At 53.4% G+C, this 19,107-nt stretch carries 15 protein-coding genes; 6 read left to right on the top strand and 9 right to left on the bottom strand.

The window, feature by feature from the left end; genetic code table 11:
• Nucleotides 1-25 precede the first annotated feature (25 nt).
• Nucleotides 26-4,543 carry a DUF7619 domain-containing protein gene (locus C8E01_RS14535; protein ID WP_116544181.1) on the top strand — a complete coding sequence of 1,506 codons (4,518 nt, stop codon included), beginning with the start codon at nt 26-28 and terminating at the stop codon, nt 4,541-4,543.
• A 108-nt stretch (nt 4,544-4,651) separates the two neighbouring features.
• On the opposite strand, the gene C8E01_RS14530 is transcribed toward C8E01_RS14535, so the two are convergent.
• On the bottom strand, nt 4,652-5,065 hold the full coding sequence (locus tag C8E01_RS14530; RefSeq protein WP_116544180.1) for a VOC family protein: 414 nt from the start codon (nt 5,063-5,065) through the stop codon (nt 4,652-4,654).
• Nucleotides 5,066-5,995, bottom strand: coding sequence for a 2-hydroxyacid dehydrogenase (locus C8E01_RS14525; RefSeq protein WP_116544179.1), 930 nt, complete (start codon nt 5,993-5,995; stop codon nt 5,066-5,068).
• Between the two features lie 187 nt (nt 5,996-6,182).
• Here C8E01_RS14525 and C8E01_RS14520 point away from each other — a divergent pair, with 187 nt between their 5' ends.
• Complete coding sequence (locus C8E01_RS14520) at nt 6,183-7,739, top strand: protein adenylyltransferase SelO (protein ID WP_116544178.1); 1,557 nt, start codon at nt 6,183-6,185, stop codon at nt 7,737-7,739.
• A gap of 108 nt (nt 7,740-7,847) precedes the next feature.
• Nucleotides 7,848-8,099, top strand: coding sequence for a BPTI/Kunitz domain-containing protein (locus C8E01_RS22175; RefSeq protein ID WP_116544177.1), 252 nt, complete (start codon nt 7,848-7,850; stop codon nt 8,097-8,099).
• A gap of 877 nt (nt 8,100-8,976) precedes the next feature.
• On the opposite strand, the gene C8E01_RS14505 is transcribed toward C8E01_RS22175, so the two are convergent.
• Genes C8E01_RS14505 through C8E01_RS14490 form a run of 4 tightly spaced genes read right to left on the bottom strand, consistent with a single transcriptional unit; the run spans nt 8,977 to nt 11,575 of the window.
• Entirely contained in the window at nt 8,977-9,909 is a 933-nt protein-coding gene (locus tag C8E01_RS14505; protein WP_116544175.1) for a hypothetical protein, read from the bottom strand.
• The gene (locus tag C8E01_RS14500) at nt 9,906-10,097 is read right to left on the bottom strand and encodes a hypothetical protein (protein ID WP_116544174.1); all 192 of its coding nucleotides are present in this window, start codon (nt 10,095-10,097) and stop codon (nt 9,906-9,908) included. The genes C8E01_RS14505 and C8E01_RS14500 overlap by 4 nt, the downstream gene beginning before the upstream one ends.
• Entirely contained in the window at nt 10,097-11,191 is a 1,095-nt protein-coding gene (locus C8E01_RS14495) for a toxic anion resistance protein (protein ID WP_116544173.1), read from the bottom strand. Before C8E01_RS14495 ends, C8E01_RS14500 begins: the two co-directional genes overlap by 1 nt.
• Before the next feature lie 9 nt (nt 11,192-11,200).
• Entirely contained in the window at nt 11,201-11,575 is a 375-nt protein-coding gene (locus C8E01_RS14490) for a hypothetical protein (protein WP_243409592.1), read from the bottom strand.
• 435 nt (nt 11,576-12,010) lie between these two features.
• Here C8E01_RS14490 and C8E01_RS14485 point away from each other — a divergent pair, with 435 nt between their 5' ends.
• The 3 genes from C8E01_RS14485 to C8E01_RS14475 all read left to right on the top strand — a co-directional run bounded on the left by C8E01_RS14485 (nt 12,011) and on the right by C8E01_RS14475 (nt 15,694).
• Entirely contained in the window at nt 12,011-12,580 is a 570-nt protein-coding gene (locus C8E01_RS14485) for a pseudouridine synthase (RefSeq protein WP_116544172.1), read from the top strand.
• 157 nt (nt 12,581-12,737) lie between these two features.
• Nucleotides 12,738-14,336 (top strand): M20/M25/M40 family metallo-hydrolase, encoded by a 1,599-nt coding sequence (locus tag C8E01_RS14480; RefSeq protein ID WP_116544171.1) that lies wholly within the window; start codon nt 12,738-12,740, stop codon nt 14,334-14,336.
• Nucleotides 14,337-14,548: 212 nt separating this feature from the next.
• The gene (locus tag C8E01_RS14475) at nt 14,549-15,694 is read left to right on the top strand and encodes a putative sensor domain DACNV-containing protein (protein ID WP_317046911.1); all 1,146 of its coding nucleotides are present in this window, start codon (nt 14,549-14,551) and stop codon (nt 15,692-15,694) included.
• 171 nt (nt 15,695-15,865) lie between these two features.
• On the opposite strand, the gene C8E01_RS14470 is transcribed toward C8E01_RS14475, so the two are convergent.
• The 3 genes from C8E01_RS14470 to C8E01_RS14460 form a co-directional block, all read right to left on the bottom strand.
• Nucleotides 15,866-17,077 carry a DUF1501 domain-containing protein gene (locus C8E01_RS14470; protein ID WP_243409590.1) on the bottom strand — a complete coding sequence of 404 codons (1,212 nt, stop codon included), beginning with the start codon at nt 17,075-17,077 and terminating at the stop codon, nt 15,866-15,868.
• 24 nt (nt 17,078-17,101) lie between these two features.
• Nucleotides 17,102-18,514 carry a DUF1800 domain-containing protein gene (locus tag C8E01_RS14465; RefSeq protein ID WP_165820655.1) on the bottom strand — a complete coding sequence of 471 codons (1,413 nt, stop codon included), beginning with the start codon at nt 18,512-18,514 and terminating at the stop codon, nt 17,102-17,104.
• 121 nt (nt 18,515-18,635) lie between these two features.
• Nucleotides 18,636-19,076, bottom strand: coding sequence for a winged helix-turn-helix transcriptional regulator (locus C8E01_RS14460; RefSeq protein ID WP_207774901.1), 441 nt, complete (start codon nt 19,074-19,076; stop codon nt 18,636-18,638).
• Between the last annotated feature and the right edge of the window lie 31 nt (nt 19,077-19,107).

The following is a 19,107-nucleotide window of genomic DNA, read 5'->3' as shown; positions in this document are numbered from 1 at the left end:
TTGTCAAACATTTCACGCATTGTCTATGAGAGCACTTTTACTCCTGTTTCTTTTCTTGTTCTTTTACCTGCATGTGTCAGCCCAGCACAAGGAATATGAACTTCGTCTTCTCTTAGGAAATGCAATTGCAGAAGGTCAGGATGTGGCCTTGGATAGCCAGGGGAACGTGTACGTTGCTGATGCCTACTCTATCGTCTCTTTTTATCCTGATGGGCGGTTTAGAAAAGAATATACAGTCGGGCCGGAAGACTATCTCTGGAATGTCTGCAACAGCGTCGTACTCGACCGAGAGGATAACCTGTATGTACTATCTTCTTATTCCGGCAAAATCACAAAAATCAGCAACGACGGGAAAGTGCTGCACCAATTTGGAGGTACAGGTACTGCTCCGGGACTTTTCACTTACCCCAGTGGCATCGCGGTAGACCTTGACGGCTTCATCTACATTGCCGATACCGGTAATAACCGCATACAGAAATTCGACAATAAGGGAGCGTTCACTCTGCAGTACGGTCAGGAGGGAACAGGTATAGGTTCTTTCAGGGTTCCGGCTCAGATAACAACAGATGCAGTCGGGAATGTGTATGTGGCCGATAAAGAAAATAGCCGCATTCAGAAATTTGACAATGCGGGCACCCCCCTTATGCAGTATACTATTCCGGACCAGCCTAAGGCCTTCAAGCCTTTTGATGTCGCAGTGGATGCCGAGGGCTATCTATACACAACGGATGCCGCCAATTTCAGGATTGCTAAATTCGACGAGGAAGGAAAGCTTTCAGAATCAATCAACTTCTACTACGACCCCATCAACAATGTATCTGCTACCAATGCGAAACTGGCCATTGATGCAGATCGCAATATCTACATTGCTGAGCAGGTTACGCGTTACTACGCTGGCTCTACCGGGCACATAGGCAGGTTACAAAAGCTACGCCCTGATGGTACGCTACAATATGCCTTAGGCCGCTTGGGAAAAGGGCCGTATGCGTTAGATGTCAGTGCTTCGAGGGTCGCTATTGATGCTGTGGGCAATTTTTATGTGGCCAACGGCGATTACAACATAGAAATGTTTGATAAGCATGGACGCCGGATTCTTACGTTTGGAGGCTATGGAACCGAAAACGGTAAGTTTCAGCACTACATCACTGACCTCCACCTGGATGCGCAGGGTAACCTGTATGTGTTATCCTACTCTCCAGAAGGATACATTCACAAGTTCGATGCACAGGGCAACTTCCTCACCAGGTTTGCAAAACCTGAACCGGGTGTCATTTATTTCCCACGGAAAATTGCACTTGACCCGGCTGGTAACCTATACCTGTCTGATGAAAAGCTTATTCATAAGTTTGATAAAGCAGGAAACCGGGTACGAAGTTTTACGCTGAAAGATCCAGGTACGGGAAAGGATATCCCATATTACCACACCATCGCCTTCGATAGAAAATCAAATCTCTACATCTTACATGACTATTCTATTAAGAAGTATGATCCTGACTTGAAATTTCTCCAGCAAATCGGCTCTTATGGGAAGGAAAACGATAAGTTCCAGCAACTCTCTGCGCTAGTACTTGATGCACAGGGCAACATGTATGTGAGTGATTACAATACCATCAAGAAACTGGATGCCACAGGAACCTTTGTTGGCTATGTGCGCCAGGTGAGTAGAAGAATAAGTTACTCTGTTGAAAACATAGCCGTCACCCCTGATGGCACCCGGTTGATAGCCTGTAACAACAGCTATTCGGTGCTGGGTGTGATGATGTACGTCTCTCCTGAGCTGAACGAAGCAACCACAAACCTCATAACGGGTACTGTATACGCAGATCAAGATGCAGATTGTCTTAAAGGTAAAAGCGAGCAGGGCATCTCTAACATTGTGGTGGAAGCCAGTCCTGGTCCATACTTTGGGGTTACAGATGAGCGGGGGAATTACGCTATCGAGGTAGGCAAAGGAAGTTATACCCTACGTCAGCTTCTCCCCCACGACACAGGCAGAACCATTACTGAAACGTGCGCTCCTTTATCCACGAGCACACCTCTTCAGTTCACAGGTTACAATGCTGTTTCCGCTGCTCAGAACTTCAGCAACCGCGTCACCCTCTCCCCCCACCTGTCGGTGAGCGTCTCCTCCACCCGCCGCCGCCGCTGCTTCGAGAGCACAACGACCGTCCGTTACGTAAATTCCGGCTTCGCAACCGCCCCGGATACTAAGGTATACCTACAGCTGCCCACAGAAGTGGAACTGCTCTCAGCCGACCAGACCTATACCCGCCTCTCGGACGGCTCCTACGAGTTTAGGGTGGGCAACCTGGCCGCCGGCCAGAGCGGCACCATCACCATTGAAGACATTGTGACCTGCGGCGACGAGTCAGTGCGGGGCCTTACCGTCTGCACACGCGCCTGGATCACACCCTCCAACAACAAACAGGCTGAGCCGACCCCGACCGTTTCCATCACCGGCCGCTGCCACCCCGCCACGGGCATGGTGCGCTTCGTGCTGCGCAACACGGGCGCGGCCGACATGGCCGACCCGCAGCTCTTCCGCAAGTACGCCGACGGCCTGCTGGCCTCCCGGGAGCAGTTCCGCCTGGCCGCCGGCGACAGCCTCGTGCTCTGGGTGCCGGCCATGGGCTACACCTGGCGCCTGGAGGCTGACCAGCCCCAAGGCAACGGCGACAACACCTCGGCCAGCGTGACGGTGGAGCCCTGCAGCGGTGCCGCGGCTGACACCACGATCACCTCCGGCTTTGTCAACCTGCTGCCTGCAGACGACGAGGAGGCCGAAAAATCGGCCGAGTGCATGCCCATCACCGACTCCTACGACCCCAACGACAAGCTCGTCACGCCCGTGGGCAGAACCGAGGAGCACTATACACCAACGGGCGTGGCCCTTACTTATAAGATCAGCTTCCAGAACACAGGCACCGACGTGGCCTACCGCATCGTGGTCGTGGACACCCTCTCCGAGCACCTGGACCTCTCCACCCTGCAAGTGGGGGCCACCTCCCACCCGGGCCGTGTAGCGGTTTCGGGTAAGGGGCGTCCTGTGCTCACCTGGACCTTCGATAACATTATGCTGCCCGACTCCACCGCTGACGAGCCCGGCAGCCACGGCTACATCCTCTTCAGCATCAAACCAAAGGCAGACTTGGCAGAGAAGACTTTAGTCGAGAATTTCGCCGATATCTTCTTCGACTTCAACTCCCCCATCCGCACCAACGTGACGCAGAACCGCGTCTACGACATGCCGCCGGTGATTAACGAAACCGTGCGGGTGAATTTGGCGGACGTGCTGGCCACGCCGGGCATCGCGGGCTTTGCCCCCGCCGCAGGCAGGATCGGCAGTGAGGTCACCATCACCGGTAAGCGCTTTGCCGCGGTGCCGGCCGACAACAGGGTCTACCTCAACGGCGAGGCGGCCACCGTGGTGAGCGCCACGGCCACCGAGCTGCGGGTGCGCGTGCCTCAGGGCGCCACCACAGGCACCCTGCGGGTCATCACCCCGGACGGGGGGGCGACCTCCTCTGATCAGTTCCAGGTGTACCAGCCGCCCGTGCTCGCCTCCTTCAGCCCGGCCGAGGGCATGGTGGGCCAGACCGTCACGCTCACGGGCGAGCAGCTGCAGCCGGAGCTGATCGAGCACATCAAGCTAGGCGAGGTTAATTGCGAGATCCTGGGCAGCGACGGGAGCACGGTGAGGGTGCGCGTGCCGGCCGGAGCCTCCACAGGCGCTTTCCGGGTCAGCACCAAAGGCGGTGATGCGGTAAGCGGCCCGACCTACACCGTCTGGTACGCCCCGGTGATCACGGCCCTGAGCCAGCAGTCAGACATCGTGGGCGCAAGTGTCACAATCACGGGCGAGCACTTCGCCATAGACAAAGCGCGCAACCAGGTGCGCTTCGGGCAGGCGCTGGCGCAGGTCTTGGAGGCTAGTCCACAGCACCTGAAGGTGCGGGTGCCGGAAGGGGCCGAGACTGGATTTATCACTGTGGAAACACCCGGCGGGAGGGCCGCCACCTTCTTCGAAGTGATCCCGTGTCCGAAGTTCACGGCCATGCAGCCTGCCAGGGGTACGGTGGGCACGGTGGTGGAGATCAACGGCGAGCACTTCGGCATCATGGGTCAGCTGGACATAATTGATTTTAACGGGCAGGAGGCGCTGGTGCTGGAGAGCGAAGGAAACAGGTACAGGGTGCGCGTGCCGCGCGGAGCCAGCACGGGCAAAGTGACCATCACCGGCTACGGCGGCCAGGCCCTCAGCAGTGTCGACTTTGTGGTGGAGGAGCTGGCGCCGGCCGAGGCCATCGCCGTCTACCCCAACCCGAACTCGGGTGCGTTCACCGTGAGCCTGCGCCACGCCGACTTCGACGTGCAGCAGATCGAGGTGTACGACGCGCTGGGCAAGCGCCTGCACCGGACCCGCCTCACCGGACCGAGGCCGGAGGCCGTGGAGATCAGCCTGCCTGCTGCCAGGGCCGGTCTCTACTTCCTGCAGATCCAGACGGAACACGGTTTAGTCACCAAAAAGCTGACAGTACTGTAGTGAAGAACCAGAAGCAAAAGGGCCGCTTAGCTGAAACTAAGCGGCCCTTTTGCTTCTATCGTACAGGACTACGCACCGTAATCCAGACGTGCTATACCCTCACAATATTTACGAAGCAAACACCTCATCCTGATTTTTGAAAGCCTTAAACTCAAGCGGATTCTTGCTATGGTCGAGGATGAACATAGTGCGCTGCTCTCCTACCTGGCCTTCGTAGCGGGTATAAGGCTCCACCACAAAAGCGATTTTGTTTTTCTCCAATCGCTCGCGCACCTGGTCGAACTGCTCATAGCTGAGCAAACAGCCAAAGTGCGGCACCGGCACACTGATGCCGGCCACTTGTCCGCAGTAATCAGGCTCCGGTATGTTGGCGCTCACGTGAGCAGAGAGCTGGTGCCCGAAAAAGTCGAAGTCGATCCAGCGCTCGGTGCTGCGCCCTTCTTTGCATCCTAAAATGTCCACGTAAAACTGGCGCGTAGATTCGATGTCCTTCACTTTGAAGGCGTAGTGAAATGGGTTCATTTAATATCCTTTGTTTTTTGATACAACATTGATGAGCGACTCGCCGTGGCGCATGCGGTCGTAATTTTCCAGAATCTGTGACACTGCCGAAGCCGGATTCGTAATACTGGCGATATGCGGTGTAACATGAATCAGCGGGTGTTCCCAGAACGGGTGCTCCTCAGGCAGCGGCTCCTCCCGAAACACATCCAGACTGGCGCCCGACAGATGCCCCTGATCGAGCATTTGAATCAGATCCTCGTCCACCACATGCTCGCCACGCGCTACGTTGATGACATATGCTCCTTTGGGCAGCTTGCTCAGGGTGTCTTTATTTAAAATATCGGCCGTTTCCTTGGTTAAGGGCAGCAGGCAGATCAGGATGTTGGCCTTCTCCAGGAAAGTAGGCAGTTCCTCCATCCCGGCAAAAGCCCCGACGCCTTCCATCAGTTTAGGGGAGCGAGACCAGCCGTGTACTTTAAAGCCTAATTTGCTCAGTTGCTGTGCCGTATGCGTACCCAGCACACCCATGCCCATCACTCCGATCACTACATCGGAGGTGCGCTTATACCTGTGTTGCTCCCAGGTATGGCTGCGCTGTGCCTCTTTATACCTGTGCAACCCGCGCACATGATTGAGCACCTGGGCGGTCACAAAAGTGGCCATGTCCTGCGTCAAATCTTCGTCCACGATGCGGGTGATCTGAACGCCAGCCGGCAGCTCAGGGTCGCGCAGAATATGGTCAACGCCGGCACCGGTGGAGGAAATGCATTTTAGGTTCGGAAAATTGGCAAAAGCGCCTGGTGGATGGTTCCAGGCCAGAGCGAACTCCACTTCTTCGGCTGGCCCTGTATCCGGATAAATGTGTACCTCTAAGCCCGGTCGGCGTTCCTTCAGGGCATTTTCCCAGCGGCTCGTGTTTCTGCCCTGGCTGAATATGGTGATTGACATAAAAGCTGTTCGTCTGTTCGGTGATGCGCGGCAAGGTATAGCCTAGCCCCTTCCTGTGTGTTAGACAGGGATAGTCTGCTAAATTTAACTAATCTTGCACAAATCTTGTTAAAGAGAAATCAAAAGGCAGGCAAAAGGTTTAAAAGAATTGCCATGGCCAGCTACCTTATACCTAAAACTGAATAAGATGGAGCAACTGAGCTCAAAGATTTATAAAAAAGAATTTGTAGAGGCCTTTGCAGGCGACGACAGCGGAACCCTCACCCCGCGCCAGACGCCGGGTGTGCTATACAGCAAAGCCAAACCTAGCCCAGTCGAGAAAGTGACACTCTTAGCCTGGTCCGATAACCTTTCAAAAGAACTGGGTATAGCCCGGCCAACAGACCAACTGGAGATCGACATTCTCGGTGGCAGTCGCATAACGGATAGCATGTACCCTTATGCCGCCTGCTATGCCGGTCACCAGTTCGGCAACTGGGCGGGTCAGCTGGGCGATGGTCGCGCCATTACGCTGGGCGAGTGGGAAGCACCCGACGGCAAAACCTGGGAACTGCAGCTGAAAGGCGCCGGCCTTACCCCTTACTCCCGTCGCGCAGATGGCCGTGCCGTGCTGCGTTCTTCGGTGCGCGAGTATCTGATGAGCGAGGCGATACACTATCTAGGAATACCGACCACCCGCGCCCTCAGCCTGGTGAGTACCGGTGAGCCGGTGCTGCGCGATATGTTCTACAACGGCAATGCGGCCTACGAACCCGGTGCGATCGTGATGCGGGTAGCGCCAAGCTTTCTGCGTTTCGGTAATTTCGAGATGCTGAACGCCCGCAAAGAAGTGGACAATCTGCGCCAGCTCGTCGATTGGACTATCAGCCGCTATTACCCGCATATTATGGGTGAGAACAAAGTAATCGATTGGTTCAAAGAAGTCGTGGACCGCACCGCCCGCCTGATGGTGGAATGGATGCGTGTGGGCTTTGTGCATGGCGTGATGAATACCGATAACATGTCCATTCTCGGTCTCACCATCGACTACGGCCCCTACTCCTTCGTGGACAACTATGACCCGAACTTCACCCCGAACACCACCGACCTACCCGGCAGACGCTATGCCTTCGGAAAGCAGCCCTCCATCGGCTACTGGAACCTAGGAGCCCTGGCCGGTGCTCTGCTGCCGTTGGCCGATAAAGACCAACTGGTTGCTACACTTGAAACTTTTAAGGACGTGTACTGGACAGAATATTATGCCATGATGGGCCGCAAACTGGGCCTCGACCAGGTAGCACTGCTTGACCACGACCTGATCAATCAGTTTGAGAAAACGCTGGCCGTGGTTCAACCTGACATGACCATTTTCTACCAGTTACTTATCGACCTTCCGCTGTCTGTGGAAAGTGAAGACGCAGTAGCCAAATTCTTTAAGCAGGCCTTATACGACGACTTGACGCCCGAGCAAAAAACATCGCTCTATACCCTGATCAGCAACTACCTGGAGCGACTCAACACGAACAAGATCCGGCGTTCTGATTCACAGGAGATGATGCGCAAGGCCAACCCACGTTTCGTGCTGCGCAACTACCTGTTGCATCAGGCCATTGAGGGACTGGAGAAAGGGGATGATGCCCTGTTTGTAAAGCTGCAGGAGGCGATTAAGGAGCCGTATTCTGACAAGTTCGACGAGTTCTTTCAGACAAGACCAGAGTGGGCTTCTCAAAAAGCGGGTTGTTCCATGCTGTCTTGTAGTTCGTAAGCAGAGCAGTAACTATTCAGGCTCCAATAATTTAGTAGCCCAGGTTTGCAAAGGCAATCAACATTGTCGTACCTTAAAGCGGGTATACCTCTTCGATATGACTGTTTTATGAAATACAATGCAATTAATTTTATCTTCCTGCTTACGGCTCTGTTCGGACTAACTTCCTGTGAAAAAGACTGTGAGACGACCATTGCAGCCTGCCTGGAACGTCCTCCTACCGATGAGCTTTGCCAGGCATCTTTTGTCAGGTGGTTTTACAACGAGGGTAAAAATAAATGCGAGGAGATCAGGTACACCGGTTGCACTCTGAAAGGTTTTGAGACAGAGCAGGAGTGTGAGCAGTGTAAGTGTAGTTGAGTAAATAAGTCTGCGTTTTATTAAGATCTAAGCATAAAGGTAGGATTTGATAAGCATAGTGGTTGGCTCTGATTAGAAGAGAATTTTTGTGCACGATTGACATCCTCTAGCCGTTTTTTTCGATGACCCCTAATTCCAATGGGATTTTCAACCTTCAACTTACTGCTTCCCTACCTGTCATCCTGTAAGGATCTTGGTTGAAGGGAGGACAGGTAGTAGCTATAATACACCCCTGCCCCTCTCTTTATAGAGGGCCCCTACCCCCAGAGGGGAATATTCTGCTACTACCGAATCACAGGTATGAGCTGAGTAGTTGAAGCAATTCCTTTACTAGACCGGATCCAACCACCCCCTGCCCCTCCTTATCCAAGGCGGGGAGTCTGTTGCTGCCAATTCTTGGGTATAGGCGTCTTAGCTGCAGTTTCATATGCACGATTGTCATCCCCCTGCCCCCTTCGAAGGGGGACTTCAACCATTACCAGTGTCAGGTATAATCCAAGTAGCAAATAACCACTGGCAGGTATAGCAAGGCTTACTTGCACCAAAGCAACGTAGCATATAGCTTTGCCCGGTGCACCAGCGACGATTTTGTGTTGGGGGTGAAGGGGTCCCCCTGTCAAAAGCGGTCAGCGAGTGGGGGTAGGGGCCCTCGATTTAAAATCGTCTTGATTTTTTTGCTTACTGGGGGTAGGGGTCCTCTATTTTTTCATCAAGGAAAAAGTGAGGCCCGCCCGGCCAGGGCAAGCTATAAGACAACTCTGGTTGCTATACCTGCAAATGCAGTTGCTATATCACTTGGCCACCGGCCAGGCAAAAACTAACAAAAAAAGCCTCTGACAACGCAGAGGCTTTTCTATATTCACTTCAAGAATCAAACTTAAAAACTCTTCCGATGCATCCTCACCGGAAACAACCGGTAATCCATTAAACTCACGGCATACGGATACCCTCGCCAGTGCACAACCGGTACATGCCTAGCAGGACTCGGGCCCTTGGTGTCAGGTATAGCCAGCATGGTATTGCCGATGTAACTCAACTCTCCTTTATCAATCGCTAATTTACCCGCTACATGCTGTAGAAAGAGATCCTTGTCGGTATCCGAAGAGGTATAGGAAATTTCGCGTGACATGGTGGCGCCACCTTCCAGCTCCGGCGAATAAAACACGCGGGAGTAAGTTTCAATGGCGATAACAGGGACAGACAAAGCCGGCATCTTTGGCTGCACCATATCTACCGGTGCATTCGGTGCCTGATTGGCAACACGCTTCACCATCTCCGTTACTTTTTGAGCAGTATAAATGCCCTTGATCGTTTCGGACTCGATGCGCTTAAGCACCTGCTCTACCTTTGATTCAAAGGGCTGACCAGGATTATCTTGCCGGGGCGGAGCAGCCGGACGTGGTTGAGACTGCGCAGGAGGACGTGGCTTTTGTACCTGCGCCTGAGGTTTTGGCTTCTCGCGCTCTGGTATATAACTGTCTTTGATGTGCCGCTCGTGCACGTTGATCACTGTCGTGAAGGTATTGATGAAGTGCTCCGTGTTTTGTACATGAAACAGCTCCAGTTCCTGTATGCGCTTGCGCGTGACCAGGTAGTTGTGTACCAGCTTGGTCTTTTCGAAAACGGCCAACAGTTTATCTGCGTGCGGTGTGTGCTGGTAGCGTTCGTAAAGTCTGTGGAGGGCATTGAGCCTGGCGTTGGAGGCGCGGATGTACTGCATAGCGCGGGCATCGGCAGCACCGGGGTGCGTGACAACTGTGCGGGTGTTCTCCTGCCCCATTCCGAAAAGTGAACGAAAAAAACCCATCATCTGGATAGGATGCGTTTGAGGTGCTGAGTTTCGATTTCGACCTGCAGTTTTTCCGAGAGTTTCATCTCCTCAAACACATTGTCGATATGCTGGATATAGAGGTCCAGCACCGCTTCCTGTTCGTCGCTCAGGATACGGTGCCGGACGGCTAGTTCCTCTTCTTTTTTCTTATCCCCGTTATATATCATTATTCAATTTCAATCTGCTTGGACTTGCCGAACGTGCCGATGATCTTGCTGTTGAGTTCTTCCTGCACCTGCGCCAATTCTCTTACGGCTTCAGCCCGTTTCTTGCTGCCTTCTTCTGATATCTTGATCACCTGATCGAGCGTCTCCACCATGTCCTTGTTCACTTTCTTGAGCGTCTCCACGTCCACGATGCCACGCTCGTTTTCCTGCGCTGCAATCACTACGTTCTTTTTGAGCAGCTCCGAGTTTTTGCGAAGCATTTCGTTGGTAGTGTCTGTCACCTTTTTCTGAATTTCGAGTGCCTTGCGCTGCTTCTCCAGGCCAAGCGCAATGGCCACCTGCTGACGCCATACCGGAATCACCGTCACGATCGAGTTCTGGATCTTCTGGGCCAGCACGTCGTTGGTGGTCTGGATCATGCGGATTTGCGGCATCGACTGCGTGGCAATGGTATGCGACAACTGAAAGTCATGCACCTTTTTCTCCAAACGTTCTTTAAAGGCGATCATGTCGCTCAGGCGCTGAACAGCCAGTTCGTCCTGCCCGCTGGTTTCCACTTCATCCTGCAGCTTCGGAATGATGGTTTGCTCGATCTCGTCGATCTTCATCTTTCCGGCCGCAATCACCGAGCGGATCTCATGGATGTATTCTACCGCCTGGTTGAACATCACCTCCAGCGAAGTAGAATCCTTCATGATGCTCTGGCGGGTGCGCTCCAGCTTCACTACCACATCGTCCACATTGGCCGACACAGAATTGTACTGGGTAGCCAACTGCTTCGATTTGTCAGATATCTTTCTTACAAAAGGCAGGCGCGAAAAGAAGCCACCCTTCTCCTGCTCATCAATCTTGATCATGTTGATCTGGTTGAGAAGCTCGTTAATGGCATCCCCTGCTTCGCCGGAATCCTTGGCTTTTACTTTGGTGAGCAGTTCGTTAGAGTAGTGCCCCAGTTTGCGTTGCGTTTCCACCCCAAAATTGCTCAGGCTTTCCGGGTTGCCCGGATCTATGGATTTAGAGATCGCCAGAGCTTTCTCTTTTATTTTCTCTTGATTCTCTACGATCGTAATCTCTGTTTTCTCTGTTTTTTCCATCTTGTTTTATTACCTGAAAAGGTTGTGGTTGATTAGGTCCAATGAGTTTAAGTACTTTTTGATGTTCTCGTGCCGGTCGGTGGTTTCGTACCACTCAATGTCGTTGAGGGGCAGGTACTCGCCCAGCAGGTCGCGCACTTCGTTCAGCAAGGCTTCGCCTTTCTTAGTTCTGAAATCGGGATTGCGATACTGTGCGCTCACATATTCCACTTTCACTTGACCGGTCTTGGTGATGGCCAGCTCGCGCACTTCCACCACCAGCTCCGACGATTTCCCGTTGTCGTTCACGATGGTTTTATACACGCCTTTGTTGCCTTCCTCCAGGGCGGCGGCGCACTGTTTGCGCACATCCTGCAGGGCTTGGCGCAGTTTGCGGTTCGGCATCACGTAATGCCCCACAATGTAACCTAATATAGCTGCTATTAAGAATGTCCAAAAAATCACCTTCGTATTAATAAAGTTAAAAGCTCAATTACTTATGTAATGAAGCAAAATAAATTGAAGTAATCAAGTGCAGGCAATACAGCTATGCTGATGATAGGCCAATCTTGGCCCGAATGATTCCCTCCTCCACCTGTTTGCATCTATACCTGACCGGCCTTTTTTTATCTTCTATACGCGGAAGCAGTTGCACGGGCTGTCGCCAGGGCCGGGATAGGATTAACAAGGTATGGCAAGAGCATGTTCCCGGTGAGGCTGTGTCTTATGTTTGTCCTATTACGCAGAACGGGCCGCTGCCTTTACAGAGCTTGCCGATAAATTCAGGGGTTTTGTCTAATTTGCAGCCTGATCTATACCTGATTTCATACCTTCGCTTGCATGCAGCACCGGCATTTCATTTTGCACAAACCCTACGGCTATATCAGCCAGTTCGTGTCTGACAAGAAAAAGAAAAAGCTACTCGGCGAGCTGCACGAATTCCCAGCCGGCACCATGGCCATCGGCCGGCTCGACGAGGCCAGCGAAGGCCTGCTCCTACTCACCACCGACGGCAAAACGAGCGAACTGGTGCGCGGCAAACATGTCGAGAAGGAATACTATGCACAGGTGGACGGGCTGATCACCGAAGAAGCCATCGCCCAAATGCAGGAAGGCGTCGCCATCGGTTTGTACGGTGAACAATACGGCACCCGCCCCTGCACTGCTTTTCGACTGGATACTGCACCCGATTTCCCCGAGCGCAGCCGTCGTATACGCGACGACCGTCACGGCCCGACCAGTTGGGTGTCCATCACCATCTCAGAGGGCAAAAACCGGCAGGTGCGCAAAATGACCGCCGCCGTCGGCTTCCCAACGCTGCGACTCGTGCGTGTGCGGATCGGGAATATGCAGCTGGAAGCATTTGTGCCGGGGACTGTGACAGAAGTGGAAAACTTTGATCTGGGTTGAAATCAGCCGTTTATACCTTATAAATTCATCGACTATTAAACCAAAGTGGCATTTGCTAGTCTATTGAGGGCTTTCGGCTTAAACAACACAATTTTACTATCTTGAGCGGGCATACCCTTAACATATCATACAAACAATCCATACCTTAAACATTACCATGAAGAAAAACCCTATTCACATTCTGGCGCTGGCGTTAATGCTATCAGGCGGTGTGAGCAGCGCGGCTTTCGCGCAGCGACCACAACAGCAGGAACAGGCCCAAAAACCACAGGACCCTGTTATCCAGAACATCATCAAGATGGCCAATGAAAATTCGCAGCTCGAGAAACTGGGCCACGAACTGATGGACGGCATCGGACCGAGACTGGTTGGCACGCCACAAATGCAGCAGGCCGCTGACTGGGCTGTGAACAAGTACAAAGGCTGGGGCATTGATGCCCGTGTTCAGAACTACGGCGAGTGGCGCGGCTGGGAGCGCGGTGTGACACACATCGACATGGTGCACCCACGTGTAAAATCAATCGAAGGCATGCAACTGGCCTGGAGCCCTTCCACACCTTCCAAAGGCGTGACGGCTGAGGTGATCACGATGCCGGAATTCGCTGACTCTGTTGCTTTCCAGCGCTGGTTGCCTAGCGTGAAAGGCAAAATGGTGATGGTATCGATGAACCAGCCAAGCGGACGACCGGAGTACAACTGGAAAGAGTTCGCCACACCGGAGTCGTTTGAGAAGATGAAGAAAGTGCGTGACGAACAGAACGCTGCCTGGGGCAAGCGCATTGCCGCCACCGGTAAAAATGCCCGCACCCTGCCAGTTGCTTTAGAACAGGCTGGTGCTGCCGGTATCGTCATGTCGAACTGGTCGCAGGGTTTTGGCGTGAACAAGATTTTCAGCGCCTATACAAAGAAAATCCCTACCGTTGATATCGCCCTGGAAGACTACGGTATGCTTTACCGCCTGGCGGAAAACGGCAGCAAGCCACGCATCAAAGTAGTAGCCGAGTCGAAGCATTCGAAGAAGCCGGTTCCTACTTTCAACACCATCGCTGAGATCAAAGGTACTGAGAAGCCGGACGAGTACGTGATCCTGTCAGCCCACTTCGACTCATGGGATGGCGGCACAGGTGCTACTGACAACGGTACCGGTACGATCCTGATGATGGAAGTAATGCGCATTCTGAAGCAGGTATACCCGAACCCAAAGCGTACCATTCTGGTGGGTCACTGGGGTAGCGAAGAACAGGGCCTGAACGGTTCCCGCGCTTTTGTAGAAGACAACCCGGAGATCGTGAAGAAGACACAGGCTGTGTTCAACCAGGACAACGGTACAGGTCGCGTAGCCAACATTTCAGGTCAGGGTTTCCTGAACTCTTACGACTACATGGGCCGCTGGCTGAGCGCCGTGCCACGTGAGATCACCAAAGACATACAGACCTCATTCCCTGGTTTCCCGGGCGGTGGCGGTTCTGACCATGCTTCATTCATTCCGCACAACATCCCGGCGTTTATGCTGAGCTCCCTGAGCTGGTCATACGGCAACTATACCTGGCACACCAACCGCGACACCTACGACAAGGTGGTGTTCGACGACGTGCGCAGCAACGTGATCCTGACGGCTATTCTGGCTTACATGGCCAGCGAAGAGCCGGAGCTGGTATCGCGTGACCGCAGCGTAATGCCGGTTAACCCACGCACAGGCGAGCAAATGAGCTGGCCAGAGCCAAGACCTGCTACACGCAAAGGTGGTTTAGACTAAACTGCCATTATGCAGGTCGTATACCTGCTCTTTTAAACGCACAGCCGCTGCAGACCTTCTGCAGCGGCTGTGCGTTTTTAGTCATGCCTGTTTCTCCATTCCTGCCCGTACTAATAAGACTATCGTAAGGTTTTGCGCCGAACCCCGTATAAAACTTCTGGCAGTTAGACATCCGTATTGGCTTGCGTGCTGCCTCCTATACCTGAAACCGGATGACACACATGATTGGTAGATCGACTTACAAGGCCGCACGCGAAGTAGCCCAAATTGCGGAAGACCATTTTACCAGACAGATCAAAGCAGCCAAAGAGGATAACGGCCATAAGCTGGCTACTATTCCCCCGGCCCGTATCATCGAGACCATCATCGACACCGCCTTCTGGGCGAGCCTGCGACGGGAAGAAGGGCAATCGCCCAAAATATCGCTTGCCTTTTTGCCACCCGAACAAGCTGAGCAGCCACTGCTTTTTGAACATCGGTTAACCCTGTCTCCTGCTGTGCTCACTAAGATCGGGCCGGGTGTGGAGCGACCAGGCATACACCTGGGCGTGTGGTATGAAGGAGAGTACCTGCACATTTGGGGCATGACGCGCAGTATACCTGACTTCTGCTTTGTACTCGATGTATCAGAACCCGGATTGCTGGTGATCAAGCACCGCCGGCAGGATGGCTTTGGCAAATTTGTGAACGTGGCCGTGCTGACGGGCGATCAGGTAAAGATCGTAGACGAGCAAAGCATCCACGTACCAGACTGTCCCGGTCTGTTGTACTCGCTGCTGGGCTTTAGTACCCTGCATGCTTGGAACAAGTCGCTGAATGTGCTGGTGCAGCTGGCCGTGTCGATGCGTTCCCACAAGAAAGGCGGCATCCTGCTGGTGGTGCCAACTGGTTCGGAAGTATGGCGGCAGTCGATCCGGCACCCAATGCGGTACGCGGTGGGCCCCGCCTATTCGGAATTGGCCAGGTTGATGCTGCGGAAAGAAGACAAGGACCTGCAATGGCATGATGAGATGAAACGGGCGATTGATGCGCTGGCCGGTTTTACAGCTGTGGACGGTGCTACCATCATCAGTGACAAGTATGAACTGTATGGCTTTGGCGCCAAGATTACCCAAAAGCCGGAAGGCAGCCCGGTAGAAAAACTGATCATGACAGAGCCGGTGATTGGTGGGGAGGCCATCATAGATCAGCCTGCGGTGAGCGGCGGTACAAGGCATTTATCAGCGGCTCAGTTCGTGCAAGATCAGCGCGACGCCATAGCCCTGGTTGCCTCCCAGGATGGCCGGTTCACTATCTTCAGCTGGTCTAACTGCGAGAACCTGGTACAAGCCAACCGCATCGATTCACTGCTGCTTTAGGAGTTATTATCAATGTGGTGAGCGGCAGTTTCTATCATCGTATTGCAGGCAAGATTAAGCGTGTGGTACCTTTTAAGGTGAGTCTGGAAAGAGCCAGTCCTTAAGATAGTCATCCAGCATAAAAAAAACAGCCGCTCAGGTATAAGCGGCTGTTTTTTTTATGCCTATACCTTAGATAAGACCGGTTAACAATTGCGTTTTGCCACCCAGTATTCCTGCCGCGTTTCCGTCCAGCCAGTTGTGTAGCAGTGTGGCGTAGATGTTCCGGAAGTCAATGCTATATCGGAGGTCGCCCTGGTCAAGGTCTTGTAGATTAGGACCATCGTTGTAAACACCTGCCTGCTTTAGTTTCCCGCCGATCAGGAAAAGATTGTTGGCCGTGCCATGGTCTGTTCCGTTGCTTGCATTCTGAGCCACGCGCCGGCCAAACTCCGAGAACACCATGATCACGGTATTGTCAAACTCCTGCTGCTGCCTTAGGTCTTCCACGAAACTGTACAGGCCCTCGGATAGCTCCTGCAACAGGTTGGCCTGCTGACTCGCCTGCCGCACATGCGTGTCGAAACCGGTGAGGGAGGCATAGTATACCCGCGACTCCACGCCGGAGGCGATCAGCTCTGCAATGGTTTTCAGATTGCGGGCAAACTCACCGTTCGGGTATTCTTTTTTGCTGCGGTATACCTTGGTTTTCTCCTGCAGGTAACCGGCCGATTGCTGCGTATCGATCAGGGTTTTGTAAAGGTAGTCGACCTGGTGGTGCGTGTGGTCCTGCGCATGCAACTGCGCCGCCTGCTTCAGGAAATGGTCGTTGGTAGCCTGAAAAAAGCGCTTTACATCCTGCACGGCTATACCTGTGTATCGTTCCCCTTTCAGCGCCAGGCTGAGCGTATCGTCTACCTCAATTGCGGCGTAGTTGGCCGAAGACCCGGATAAGCTGTCGAGGTAGCGGCCCAGCCAGCCGGTGTTCAGGTACTCATCAGAGGCGCTGGCGGAGTGCCAGATGTCCATAGAGCGGAAATGTGAGCGGTCCGGATCGGGGTAACCGACACTATTCAGAATAGAAACGTAGCCTTGGTCGTAGAGCAGCCGTATCTTTTCCATTGCCGGATTCAGTCCGAGCCCCTTTTCCAATGTGAGCACCTCACGGGCAGGTATAGCCAGGGTAGGCCGCGCTTTATAATACAGGTCGTTCTGGTAGGGTACTACTGTGTTCAGACCGTCGTTGCCGCCGCTGAGCTGTATCACCACCAGCCTTTTGCCGTTGGAGTTGGCCAGCAGTGGGAGCCCGCCCCGATCCAGGCCATGCAGGAAATTAGGGACCAGCAGCATACCCGAGGCCAGCGCTGACATTTTGATAAACTCTCTTCTGGAATTAGTTGCCATCGTGCTAACGTGAGTGGTGGAAAACTAGCATAACTGGTACTCGGGTAAAGAAAGCAGCCGAAGCGTCAGCAACGTGACTTTGTCGGCATGAGCCACTCCAGCAGGTATATGCTGCGAAAGCAGGGCTGCGGTTTCGGGGCGCAGCGGCACCTGCAGCAGCTTTTGGCTCAGCTTGTGGATCAGGTCTTGGTCCTTTACCTTATGCAGTTGCTGGTGCAGCCCGTTCAGGTCAGCTTTGGCTCGCACGATCCGTAAACCATCCTGCCGGCGCTTTCGCGGTGCGGTTGGTTCGGTGTCGTCGTCCGGTTTTAGGTTAACTTCCAGCGCCGCATCCTGCAGCAAAGCCGGTCCGATGCGCAGCCGGAAAGCGAGCGTGGAGCTATCGATCCAGTTGCGGCCACCAGCCCAGCCGCTCACATTGGGTGGCCTGAATAATTCCTGCCCCAGTGCACGTTGCAACACGAGCGGACTTCGGCCATCGGCGTAGGTTACGTCAAACTGCCGTTGCAAACCAGCCAGCAGCTCGATCGGTGATTTTATTTTGCTTCCTACTACATCCGGTTCGTAAAACCACTTCGCTGTGAAGATCTTCTCCAGCAGCTTGGGTATATCATAGCCTGTTTCGTAGAAGTAACTGCTCAGACTTTGAATGCGCTCCGGATTGGGCACGTCGCTTACAAAAAAGGCATAGAGCTTCGTTGTCAGAAATTCGGCTGTGCGCGGGTTTTCGACGATCATTTGCAGAATTTCCTCCCCTCCAAAATTCCCCTGCTTCCCCATAAAAGTTTTCTTGCCCCTGTCGTGCTGCCGTGCGCGGAACACGAATTCACCCTGCGGGTTATAGGACCAGCCGGTGAAGGCGCGGGCGGCTTCTTTGATGTCCTGTTCGGTGTAGTGTCCCCGGCCCAGTGTGAAAAGCTCGAGTAGTTCGCGGGCAAAGTTCTCGTTGGGGCGCTGTTTGCGGTTTTGCTGGTTATTAAGAAACTGCAGCATGCCGGGGTCTTTGGAGATGGCCAGCAGCAGATCCGGGAATTTGCCGAGCGCATGTTCACGCAGGATGTTGTGCTGCTGCAGCGCAAAGCGGGGCTCCCGCAGACGGCAGGCAAAGTGTCCGTGCCAGAAGAGCGTCAACTTCTCGCGCAGCTGGGCTTCGGAGGTGGCCATTTGCTGGAGCCAGGCGTTGTTGAGGAGCACAAATCCTTTATTCCGTTCCCGCTGCCGCAGCTGGCGCATGTCGGCATTCTGCATATCGGCCGACAGAACTGATTCTGTGTGCGGAAGCGATACTTGCAGGGGCACTGCCTGACTAGACCGGTCAAGCAAATCACGAACAGCCTTTTTGATACCGTCGTTTGCCTGATCCGGCCTGAAAGGTATACCGAAGCCTGCTCGCCAATAGAGGTGCTGCAGCTTTTGTTTGCGTACTGAAGTTTTCATGCAGATGCCATTTAAACTTAGATGAAAAAGGCTCATCAGGGTTTAAATATACCTGAAAATATATACCTGCAAGTATAGCATCCAATAAACTTACAGTCAGCTGGTTTAAGGCAGTGCCCTGCTAAGTCAGTTGAACCTGTTTTTCTTTTTTTGCATACTTTTCCCGCGCCTCCAATATCTGATCGATGTTCAGTTTGGCCCAATCGGCAAGTTGCAGAAGTTGGAGCAACAGCCCCTGCCCGAGCGGCGTCAGGCTGTACTCCACGCGGGGCGGGATTTCAGGGTATACCTGCCTGCTTACCAGTCCGTCTTCTTCCAGCGAACGCAGCGTGACCGTGAGCATGCGCTGCGATACGCCTGTGATCTGGCTTTTCAGCTCGTTAAAGCGCACCTTTTCCTGCTTTCCGAGCGTGAGAATGGTATAGATGGACCATTTGTCGCCGAAACGGGCCAGAATGTCCTTGATCGGGCAGCAGGACTCCACCTCTGCTTTACCGCACAAAACTTTATCGATCTTTTTCTGAATCTCAAGTTGCTGATTATCAACTATAGTTACTTCCATGTTACTTGGTGCGGCTCAAGTGCCTGCTTGA

The sequence above is a fragment of the Pontibacter virosus genome, assembly GCF_003096355.1.
GTDB lineage: Bacteria > Bacteroidota > Bacteroidia > Cytophagales > Hymenobacteraceae > Pontibacter > Pontibacter virosus.
Note: the sequence above shows the minus strand (reverse complement) of the source record. Positions and strands in the feature narration are given on the sequence as shown.

What these genes read in the sequence shown, in the direction of transcription:
- C8E01_RS14535 (WP_116544181.1), top strand. Translation starts at nt 26, where the DNA reads ATGAGAGCACTTTTACTCCTGTTTCTTTTCTTGTTCTTTTACCTGCAT.
- C8E01_RS14530 (WP_116544180.1), bottom strand. Translation starts at nt 5,065, where the DNA reads ATGAACCCATTTCACTACGCCTTCAAAGTGAAGGACATCGAATCTACG.
- C8E01_RS14525 (WP_116544179.1), bottom strand. Translation starts at nt 5,995, where the DNA reads ATGTCAATCACCATATTCAGCCAGGGCAGAAACACGAGCCGCTGGGAA.
- C8E01_RS14520 (WP_116544178.1), top strand. Translation starts at nt 6,183, where the DNA reads ATGGAGCAACTGAGCTCAAAGATTTATAAAAAAGAATTTGTAGAGGCC.
- C8E01_RS22175 (WP_116544177.1), top strand. Translation starts at nt 7,848, where the DNA reads ATGAAATACAATGCAATTAATTTTATCTTCCTGCTTACGGCTCTGTTC.
- C8E01_RS14505 (WP_116544175.1), bottom strand. Translation starts at nt 9,909, where the DNA reads ATGATGGGTTTTTTTCGTTCACTTTTCGGAATGGGGCAGGAGAACACC.
- C8E01_RS14500 (WP_116544174.1), bottom strand. Translation starts at nt 10,097, where the DNA reads ATGATATATAACGGGGATAAGAAAAAAGAAGAGGAACTAGCCGTCCGG.
- C8E01_RS14495 (WP_116544173.1), bottom strand. Translation starts at nt 11,191, where the DNA reads ATGGAAAAAACAGAGAAAACAGAGATTACGATCGTAGAGAATCAAGAG.
- C8E01_RS14490 (WP_243409592.1), bottom strand. Translation starts at nt 11,575, where the DNA reads ATGCCGAACCGCAAACTGCGCCAAGCCCTGCAGGATGTGCGCAAACAG.
- C8E01_RS14485 (WP_116544172.1), top strand. Translation starts at nt 12,011, where the DNA reads ATGCAGCACCGGCATTTCATTTTGCACAAACCCTACGGCTATATCAGC.
- C8E01_RS14480 (WP_116544171.1), top strand. Translation starts at nt 12,738, where the DNA reads ATGAAGAAAAACCCTATTCACATTCTGGCGCTGGCGTTAATGCTATCA.
- C8E01_RS14475 (WP_317046911.1), top strand. Translation starts at nt 14,549, where the DNA reads ATGACACACATGATTGGTAGATCGACTTACAAGGCCGCACGCGAAGTA.
- C8E01_RS14470 (WP_243409590.1), bottom strand. Translation starts at nt 17,077, where the DNA reads ATGGCAACTAATTCCAGAAGAGAGTTTATCAAAATGTCAGCGCTGGCC.
- C8E01_RS14465 (WP_165820655.1), bottom strand. Translation starts at nt 18,514, where the DNA reads ATGAAAACTTCAGTACGCAAACAAAAGCTGCAGCACCTCTATTGGCGA.
- C8E01_RS14460 (WP_207774901.1), bottom strand. Translation starts at nt 19,076, where the DNA reads ATGGAAGTAACTATAGTTGATAATCAGCAACTTGAGATTCAGAAAAAG.